Raw genomic sequence first — 8807 nt, 5'->3', positions numbered from 1 at the left:
CAGGGCTGAGCAATGAGACTCAGAGTTGCGACATGTACTCAATTGTTAACCTTTGATAGTGAGTACACGGTCTCGTGTCGCACCATGCCCTGGATTTTACCAAAGCAGGTCGCTTGCGGCAGCAGGCCAAGGCGCTAATTACAGCTTTTTAAAGCAGTGTGATTACACCGCCAGCCCCAACACGCTGCCAAGGTAGGCCGAGCACCAACGCTTGAAGTTGCTCGGTATCCAGCTCCATCTCGCAGCCTTGTCGAATGCCGGGCCAGTGAAACTTGCCTTGGTTCAATCGGCGAGCAGCCAGCCAGACGCCAACCCCGTCATGCACCAGCACTTTCATACGAGTGGCGCGGCGGTTGGCAAACAGATAAGCGCAGTGTGGCTTCGCCGCACCGAACACCGCGATCACCCTGGCCAGCGCAGTTTCAGTGCCGGCACGCATGTCCATGGGCTCGGTGGCAAGCCAGATGGCGTCGATGCGAATCATTGCGTGAGTCCACGGACAAAGCGGGCACAGCCTTCAGGATCGGACGTTGGCCATTTCACTGATATCGATTGCTCGCCAAATGGCAACTCAATAATCGCCGACCCTTCTGCCTGCCGTTTGGGTGTAGCTCTCAACGGAACGAAAGCCGGCAACGCCGCTGGTGACTGATCTCGGTAAAGCGGTAGCCACTTGCGGATCACGTTGGCGTTGATGCCGTGGCTGATGGCGACGCTGGATAGGGTTGCGCCCGGTTGCAGGCATTCCTGAACAACCTGGGCCTTGAAGGGTTTCGGGTAAGAGCTTCGATGGCGCATGGAAATCCTGACGTTAAGGGCGATCGCGTCCGCTTAAAAATACGCGGACACCATCGCCCTTAATGCTGGAGTTCGGAAGGTGTGTTGGCTGGACGCTTACGCCGATTTGACCGGGCACTATGGTGCTTCGATGGCGGGGGCTGGTCATTGGCTGACCGTTGATCGGCTCGCGTCATGGCTTGGGCATATTGCGAGTATCAATGGAGTGTGCGAGGTGGGCAGCCTAGGCCTTGAGTTCCTCGTAACCCACATAAAAAATATAAGAGCACCGTGAGTTATGGATTGTCGCTTGTTGAACGAGAAAAGTCGGATCTTCGTCAATGCCGACCCCTACTTCGTCTCCGACTACGTTAACCAACATGTCGGTTCGCACTGTATTCGCCTGCCCAAGAGTGGGTGCCCGGAAGCCAGCCTGAACCACAGCACTTTCGGCAGCCTTGATCTGTGTCGAATCAGCTATGGCGGTAGCGTAAGGGTGACCTCGCCAGGCTTGGAAACCTGCTATCACCTGCAGGTACTGCTCAAGGGCCATTGCCTGTGGCGTGGCTATGGCCTGGAGCACTATTTTTCGCCGGGTGAACTATTGCTGATCAATCCGGATGACCGAGCGGACCTGACTTATTCGGAGGATTGTGAGAAATTCATCGTCAAATTACCCTCAGTGGTCCTCGATCGGGCATGCAGTGAGAGCTATTGGCACAAGCCGAGTGAGGGTATCCGCTTCACCACGCGACACAACCTGCAGCAACTCGATGGCTTTATCAATCTGCTTGGGCTGGTTTGTGACGAAGCGGAGCATACAAATTCGATGCCTCGGGTCCAGGAATACTATACGGGGATCATTGCTACCAAGCTGCTCGAGATGCTGAGCAGCAATGTCAGCCGCGAGACCTTCAGCGAAGGTTGCCCGTCCTTCGAGCGAGTCGTTCAGTTCATTGAGGACAATCTCAAACAGAGCATCAGCCTTGAGCGACTGGCGGAGCTGGCGCTGATGAGCCCACGCTCGCTCTACACTTTGTTCGAGAAGCATGCTGGCACCACGCCGAAGAACTACATCCGCAACCGCAAGCTCGAGTGCATACGCGCCCGCTTGAGCGATCCCAATGCAAATGTGCGTAGTGTCACCGAGATGGCCCTAGACTACGGCTTCTTTCATACGGGACGTTTCGCCGAGAACTATAGGAGCACTTTCGGCGAGCTGCCTTCCGACACCCTGCGTCGGCGCAAAATGAAGTGGCTTGATCCCGAGGAGAGCCTGCCCCCACTCCCTTGACTGGGCGTTACTACAGGCGAGGTTCTGATCCCTACGCTAAGGGCAACAACTGGTGCTGAAAATGATGATGGAATTGCGTCAAACGCTCGCGCAGGGCAGTATTCATTCGGCGGGTGTGGTTGTTGATTTGAGACCACAATCATGCCTTCGATGGCGACCCCCGCTCCACTCTTTTTGCGCCGTTGCTAGCAGGCAGAAATTCACTCGCGCTGGGGTGTTTTGCAAGAGCCTCGTTCTGAATGCGATTTATGAAGAATACTTTCTAGGGTTCTCGTATGGGTTTCGACCGGGACGTAGCCAGCACGATGCGCTGGATGCGTTAACGGTCGCGCTCAAGGCCAGAAGGTGAACTGGATATTGGATGCGGATATCACGTCGTTCTTGGATCCTGCATAACAATGCCCTTTGGTTTATGAGGTGTGTTCGAAGAGGTCAGGCTGATCGTCGACCGCCTTGATGCGCAAGCCTTTGCGGCGTCCGTGGCAGACCAGGACAGCGTCGAGTTCGCCGCGCTTTACACGCTGCAACACGGTTTGGCGGGTGACGCCGAGTAGCCTGGTTGCATCCTGCATCACGACGTAGCCTTCTGGGCTGTGCTCGACGAAGCGGCTTCGCAACGCGTCAGTGATGCGAATACGCCAGGGTGCGCCAGGCGTCGTTTGCTCCCCGGCGATGAAGCCGTCGTTGACCCAGCGGTGCAGCGTGGACGGCTCTGTACCCAGTACACGGGCGGCCTGGCGAATTCTGAGCAGCTCACCGTCGGGAAGCTCGGCGGATCGTTCGAAACAGGGAATCTTCCAATGACGCCGCAGGTTGCCCACGAGGTTCTGGTTGAAACGCAGGCCCCGCGCGGTCACACGGCCTTGGGTGTTGAGGATGCCCGCGATGGTCGCATCGGGATAGTGCTGCGCCAGTCGACGTACCAGGGCGATGGTGTCTTCGTCGGTGCGAATGGTGGCCGGTCGCGAGCGCGGCAACGCAACGTCGCATTCGGTGAGCTTGCCGCCGCGCCAGCGTAGCTTCAGCTGCGCTCGGTATTGTTCGCGATGCACGGTAATCGAAATCTCCTCGAGCAGCGTGCGCAGCAATTGCTTCCTGTCGCGCACGGTGAGGGTCGGAGCATGCCACAGGCGTTGGAGATCCTGGCCGAGCGCGAGCAGGCGGTGTCGTTCCTCCGCGCCCAAGGTGCGGGGACGCAGTTGTTCGCGCCGGGCAAGTTCCTGCTGCGCTTGTTCGAGTTCACGCAGCTGTGTCTCCCATTGTGTTTCAAGTCCGCGCGCCACCAAACGGTTCTCAGGATCCACGGCACGGTAGCGTCGCTCGGCAAGCAACGCTTCGTAGTGCGCCCGTTCCACGGTCAGTCGCCACTGCGCGAGCGCGGCGTCGTGGTCGGCTTCGAGGCGTTCGGCGGCGCGTACAGCCGCTGCAACGCCCGCCGGCTCAACGGCCTGCAGGAAGGCCTGCGCAACGGCGGCGTCAATCTGCAGGCCACCAATATTGAGGCAGTAGACGCCACGACCATTCTCGATGCCTTTGTTCGAACAATGGTAACCCGGCGTCTGATTCGTGCCGCGGTAGTGGGTTTTAAGCGACCGGCCGCAGTGGCCGCAGATGGCCAGGCCTTGCAGCAAGGCGGCACCTTCCCTCACGGCTCCCCCTGCTTCATGGGGCCGGGGCTTGGTATTTGCAGCCAGACGCACTTGGTTGGCCTCATAGGTTGCCCAATCGATATAACCTTCATGGTGCTCACGGATGAGCACGGCCCATTGCGATTGAGGTAGACGCCGCAAGCGTGTCTTGAGCGTGCCGTGCTCATCGACATAGCGTTCCGTACGCGTCTTGCCATAGCAGTAGGCTCCCGCATAAACCGGGTTGGTGAGCACATTGTAAATGGCGTTGTAGGTCGGTGCGACCCAGCGGATTTGCTCGTTGCGGTTGAATTGCAGAGGGAACGATAAGTTCTCGGTACGCAACCACAGCCAAACACGGCGGGCCGAGCCAAACTCGTTAAAACGTGCAAACACGGCATGTAGTACGCTCACGACGGCTTCATCGGGATGCAACCTGACTTCGCCGTCGGCCTCGCCCCACACCAGTCCGGTCGGCAGACCCCGGCGCAACTCACCTCGAGCAGTCTTGTTGCGAATGCCGCCGTCCAGACGCGCGCGCAGAATGTGCAGTTCGGCCTCGTGCCCTTGAGTCCAAGCAACAGGCGATCGTTGAACAGCGCGGGGTTGTACACGCCGTCGGCATCGCCGATCAGCGTGTCGGTCATGGTGCACAGGTCGAGCAGTCGGTACCAGTCAGCGTTATTACGCGCCAGACGGAAGACCTCCAATCCTAGAATAATGCCGACGTGACCGAGCGCGACTTCGGCGGTCATCCGCGCGAAACCGCCCCGGCGAGCGGTGCTGGCCCCCGAGAGTCCCAAATCATCGTCGACAACATTGATCTGCTGCTGGGACCAGCCGAGGCCAGTCGCCCGTTGTGCGAGCGCGTACTGGCGTTGCGTCGATTCCCGGTTGTGCTCTACCTGACTGGCGCTGGACTGTCGAATGTAGACGAACGCCGCACGCTGCAAATGGCTGGAACCGATCTTGTTGGCAGTGTCACTCATCAGCGCTCTCCCTGTGGGTCGGCTCGTTGCCCGTCACGACCTTCGCGATCGCTTGAGCCAGCCTGTCGATCACCGCTTGGCGTGTTGTTTCGTCGAGTTGTTCCCACAGACTGTCGTCGTCCGGGGGCAGGTCTGCGAGGGTTAGGTTCAGTTGCATCGTTGCTCTCCTGTTCCGTCTGGCGCAGCAAAGCATCAATGATCAGGCGAGCGTGGAGTAAGTCGGCAAGTGAGCCAATCGCGTCGGCCACCGAGGCCTTGGGAACCTCGTCGGAACCGACGACAAAATCGGTCCAATTGACGGGAATCAATCCGCGTGACTCATCGGGAAAAATCAGTAGAAGGTGCAATCGTCCGGCGCACTGCCTTCGGTTAATGACCTTGAGGCGTTGGCCTTCGAACGGGTGACCCGTTCGCGTGATGACGACCGATTCAGGAGCGTCGTGGAGAGGGGTAGTCTGTCGTGGTTTCCTTTGATGAGATCGACCATGAATGGATGCTGATGTTTCTGGGGCATCGGATTGCAGACCGACGCATGCTCGGACTCATCTGTAAATGGCTTCAGGCGGGAGTAATGGAGGATGGCCGTAGGGTGGCTGCGACCAAGGGAACTCCCCAAGGCGCAGTGATTACGCCGCGTACGATCTTGCATACTTTTTTCTCTGGTGCCGGAGCCAGTCGACGTCTCGCTGGCGTTGAACCCGGGATCCGGATCAACCCGGAACACCACCAAAATCTCGTCTTTGTGAATCTCGACGCGTTTGACCAGACCGCGGATGATCTCCCGCTTGGTGACGAAATCGACAGTGCCCAGTCGGTCATGGACAGCCGCGGCAAACTCTTCGAGACGATTAATCACGAGAAACAGCTCGCGCTGCCCCACCTGATGACGCCGTGAGTCCTGAATCTGCTGATCAAGCTGCTCCAGACGGCTCTTCAAGTGCCGCATCTTCGGATCAAAGTCCATTTTGTCGATCATACCCTCGGCATAACTATCGATGAGCCGCGACCTGCCTTTGTCCAGCTGCAGTCGTTGTCGTTCCAGTGCGGCCGTATCAAGGTTTGTTTTTTCTTTTTCTTCGAGGATTCCCAGCCGACGTTCATATTCATTCTTTAGCCTTCCAGGGTGGGCGAGCAGCTCAACAACCTGCTGCCACACCAGTTCATCGAGACGGTCCGTTCGTATTTGCTGATTGTCACAGACGCGTTCGCCACCAAAGCGGTAGGCATCGGTTCCAATGCAACGATAATAGGCATAGTCCCGACGTTGGACTTTGGCCGCTGCCTTGCTGACCTTTTTACCGTAATAGGCGTAGTGACAATGGCCGCAAACGGTCAAGCCCTGAAGCAGGTAGACCGCACCATGACGGCGCTGACGAGTCGCTTTGCGATTCTCAGCAAGTTGCTCTTGAACCGACTGAAACAACCCTTCGCTGACAATCGCCGGTACGGCTATCTCGATCCACTGACTCGGATCGGTACGTACGGTGGAGTAGCCCTTCCTGGACACCTCGGCACTGTGGCGTTGTGCGCGTATCCGAGGTAAACGATCACGCGCCTGTGTTTTACCGAAAGCGGCCCGGCCCATGTAGGCTGGATTTTGCAATATTCCCCATACAGTGCTGCGATCCCAATACGGTTTACCTGAGGCGGTGACGGTGCCGGTTGCCCCAAGGCGTCGCACCACTTCGCCGATGCTCAGTCGCTCCATCCCAATCCATTGAAAGATGGTTCTGACCGTCGCCGCTTGCGGCAGGTCGATAACGTACTGTGCGGGTGCGCCATCAAGTTGCTTACGAATGTAGCGATAACCGTACGGCGCAGTCGACAGCACATTGATGCTGCCGCGTCTGGCGCCATGAAGCTTGCCGCGACGATGGCGCTCCATGATTTTGGCACGCTCATATTCCGCGATCATGCCCTGCATCTGCAGCAGCAACGACTCCTCTGGCGTGACGCCAATGGCATGATTGAGGAACACGACCTGTACGCCGCACGCCGATAGTTCTTCCATCAGCAAGGCCTGGTGAGCATATTTTCGCGACAGCCGTCTGGGGACAGGACGTAGAGACGTTCCACCAGGCCAAGTGCAGCGCGGTCTCTGAGCCGTTCCAATTGTGGGCGAATCAGCGTCGCGCCGCTGACGCCTGCATCGACAAAGCGCATGTCCTCAGCAACGTGGGCACCATCAGCCACGATCCGCTCTGTCAACGCGGCAATCTGGCTTTCAATCGTGCCGCGTTTAGCCTGTTGATCAGAGGATACGCGAGCATAGAACGCCACCATCACAGCCTGGCTCATTGTTCACCTCGCTTGGCAGCACGATGCTTTGTCACAGAGGATTGGGGTTGTGGCAATTCTGAGGAACCGCGCGCATCTGTCGGTTTTAGCTGCTCGTAGACCCTCTCGAGCTGCTCACAAGAGAACCGATTTGGCTCGAAAGCCAGACGAATATGCCAGATCCGCGGTTTTCGGCTCATGACTGAAGTGACGAGAACAATCTCGACGTCGGGGCATCCTGCATACCTCGGAGCAAAACTCTCCCTGGCAATGCGCAGCCCCCAGTTTATCCGAGAGTTTGCTCTATTGTTGCCGGCGTTATTTCACCGTTGCTTGCCAACATCTACCTGCACTACGTGATGGACTTGTGGATCAGGCAATGGCGCGAGCGTACTGCACGAGGTCAGATGATTGCTGTGCGATACGCAGACGACAGTGTGCTTGGGTTTCAGGACGCAATGGCAGACTCAGCAGTTTCTGGAGCAGTTGCAGGTACGCTTGGCCAGGTTTGGCTTATCCCTCAATGCTTCGAAGACACGGCTGATTGAGTTTGGTCGTTTCGCTGCAAAGAATCGCAGGCGGCGAGGGCTAGGTAAACCGGAGACGTTCGACTTCCTGGGGTTCACACACTGCTGTAGTGCCAACAGAAGCGATGGCTTTCAAATACTGCGACCGACGGTAAAGAAGCGAATGCGTGTGACGTTGCTGGCCATTCGGGATGAGCTGAAACGCCGACGTCATGAGCCTGTTCGGGTCGTGGGTCAGGGGCTTACCCGGGTGGTCAGCGGATACTTCAATTACCACGCGGTGCCGGGGAACCTGATACGTCTGGACGGTTTTCGAGTGGCGGTATGTCGTCTATGGTAGCAAGCCCTCAAGCGAAGCAGCCAGCGTAACCGACTCCAGTGGTCACGCTACGGACGCCTTGCCGACTGCTATATACCAAGGCCCAGAACTGCTCATCCTTACCCAGAGGAGCGCTTCGCGTCACGTACCTGAGGCAGGAGCCGGATGCGTAGTTCCGCACGTACGGATCTGTGCGGGGGGGGCAGGTAACTGCCATCCCTACCGCGACCGAAGGGCGAACTGCCATAGTCGTTTTCCTGTTGCCGCTCGTTTCCTGAGAGGCCTGTGGGCTATATCGGCTGCAGTTTTCAGGACTTGCAAGAAACGGATACAGGAGTGCAAAAAATGGCTATCTCTAGAAAGGCCTAGCTCTTAGGCTTTATGCAACTGAAACAATAATAATGGAGGCACGAAAATGAACCTGGGTCTCGACTATATTGATAGCCTCGTTGAAGAAGATGAGAATGAGGGCATCTACCGCTGCAAGCGCGAGATGTTCACCGACCCTCGGCTGTTCGATTTAGAGATGAAACACATCTTTGAGGGTAACTGGATTTATCTCGCCCACGAGAGCCAGATTCCCGAGAAGAACGACTATCGCGAGATGTTCACCGACCCTCGGCTGTTCGATTTAGAGATGAAACACATCTTTGAGGGTAACTGGATTTATCTCGCCCACGAGAGCCAGATTCCCGAGAAGAACGACTACTACACCACGCAGATGGGCCGGCAGCCGATATTCATCACACGCAACAAAGATGGTGAGCTCAATGCCTTCATCAATGCCTGCAGTCACCGCGGCGCCACGCTCTGTCGCTTTAGGAGTGGAAACAAGGCCACCCACACCTGCTCGTTCCACGGCTGGACCTTCAGCAATTCGGGCAAGCTGCTCAAGGTCAAAGACCCCAAGGGCGCCGGCTATCCGGACAGCTTCGACTGTGACGGCTCGCACGACCTGAAGAAAGTTGCGCGCTTTGCTTCCTACCGCGGATTTCT

The 8807-nt window shown here is 57.3% G+C and carries 7 protein-coding genes and 4 pseudogenes; 4 read left to right on the top strand and 7 right to left on the bottom strand.

Annotated elements, in window-relative coordinates:
• Positions 1 to 148 precede the first annotated feature (148 nt).
• Positions 149 to 484: an IS66 family insertion sequence element accessory protein TnpB gene (gene tnpB / locus AO268_RS33440; RefSeq protein ID WP_141562859.1), complete on the bottom strand. Its 336-nt coding sequence runs from the start codon at positions 482 to 484 to the stop codon at positions 149 to 151.
• The gene (gene tnpA / locus AO268_RS29930; RefSeq protein WP_099170723.1) at positions 481 to 798 is read right to left on the bottom strand and encodes an IS66-like element accessory protein TnpA; all 318 of its coding nucleotides are present in this window, start codon (positions 796 to 798) and stop codon (positions 481 to 483) included. The genes tnpB and tnpA overlap by 4 nt, the downstream gene beginning before the upstream one ends.
• A 277-nt stretch (positions 799 to 1075) precedes the next feature.
• Between tnpA and xylS the strand changes: the two genes are divergently transcribed.
• Positions 1076 to 2071, top strand: a complete 996-nt coding sequence (xylS, locus tag AO268_RS29925; RefSeq protein ID WP_011600770.1) for a XylDLEGF operon transcriptional activator XylS — start codon at positions 1076 to 1078, stop codon at positions 2069 to 2071.
• Between the two features lie 232 nt (positions 2072 to 2303).
• Positions 2304 to 2458 (top strand): annotated as a pseudogene (locus AO268_RS33435) (group II intron reverse transcriptase/maturase); the annotation flags it as partial.
• Between the two features lie 23 nt (positions 2459 to 2481).
• On the opposite strand, the gene AO268_RS29915 reads toward AO268_RS33435, so the two are convergent.
• The 4 genes and pseudogenes from AO268_RS29915 to AO268_RS33925 form a co-directional block, all read right to left on the bottom strand.
• Entirely contained in the window at positions 2482 to 4113 is a 1632-nt protein-coding gene (locus tag AO268_RS29915) for a recombinase family protein (protein ID WP_004575896.1), read from the bottom strand.
• Positions 4110 to 4688 carry a recombinase family protein gene (locus AO268_RS32950; protein WP_004575895.1) on the bottom strand — a complete coding sequence of 193 codons (579 nt, stop codon included), beginning with the start codon at positions 4686 to 4688 and terminating at the stop codon, positions 4110 to 4112. The genes AO268_RS29915 and AO268_RS32950 overlap by 4 nt, the downstream gene beginning before the upstream one ends.
• The gene (locus AO268_RS33430) at positions 4681 to 4845 is read right to left on the bottom strand and encodes a hypothetical protein (RefSeq protein ID WP_157404863.1); all 165 of its coding nucleotides are present in this window, start codon (positions 4843 to 4845) and stop codon (positions 4681 to 4683) included. The genes AO268_RS32950 and AO268_RS33430 overlap by 8 nt, the downstream gene beginning before the upstream one ends.
• A 109-nt stretch (positions 4846 to 4954) precedes the next feature.
• Positions 4955 to 5062, bottom strand: a pseudogene (locus AO268_RS33925) (hypothetical protein); the annotation flags it as partial.
• A 95-nt stretch (positions 5063 to 5157) separates the two neighbouring features.
• Between AO268_RS33925 and AO268_RS33600 the strand changes: the two are divergent.
• Positions 5158 to 5322 (top strand): annotated as a pseudogene (locus AO268_RS33600) (group II intron reverse transcriptase/maturase); the annotation flags it as partial.
• A 567-nt stretch (positions 5323 to 5889) separates the two neighbouring features.
• On the opposite strand, the pseudogene AO268_RS33595 reads toward AO268_RS33600, so the two are convergent.
• Positions 5890 to 6971: pseudogene (locus tag AO268_RS33595) on the bottom strand (recombinase family protein); the annotation flags it as partial.
• Positions 6972 to 8226: 1255 nt separating this feature from the next.
• On the opposite strand from AO268_RS33595, the gene AO268_RS29890 reads away from it, so the two are divergent.
• Positions 8227 to 8807 (top strand): Rieske 2Fe-2S domain-containing protein (locus AO268_RS29890; RefSeq protein ID WP_257154485.1); only part of this gene is annotated, 581 nt, incomplete at its 3' end.

Source organism: Pseudomonas sp. ICMP 8385, assembly GCF_002699915.1.
GTDB classification, from domain to species: domain Bacteria; phylum Pseudomonadota; class Gammaproteobacteria; order Pseudomonadales; family Pseudomonadaceae; genus Aquipseudomonas; species Aquipseudomonas gessardii.
The sequence above is the reverse complement of the archived record's forward strand: the minus strand, read 5'-3'. Positions and strand labels throughout refer to the sequence as shown.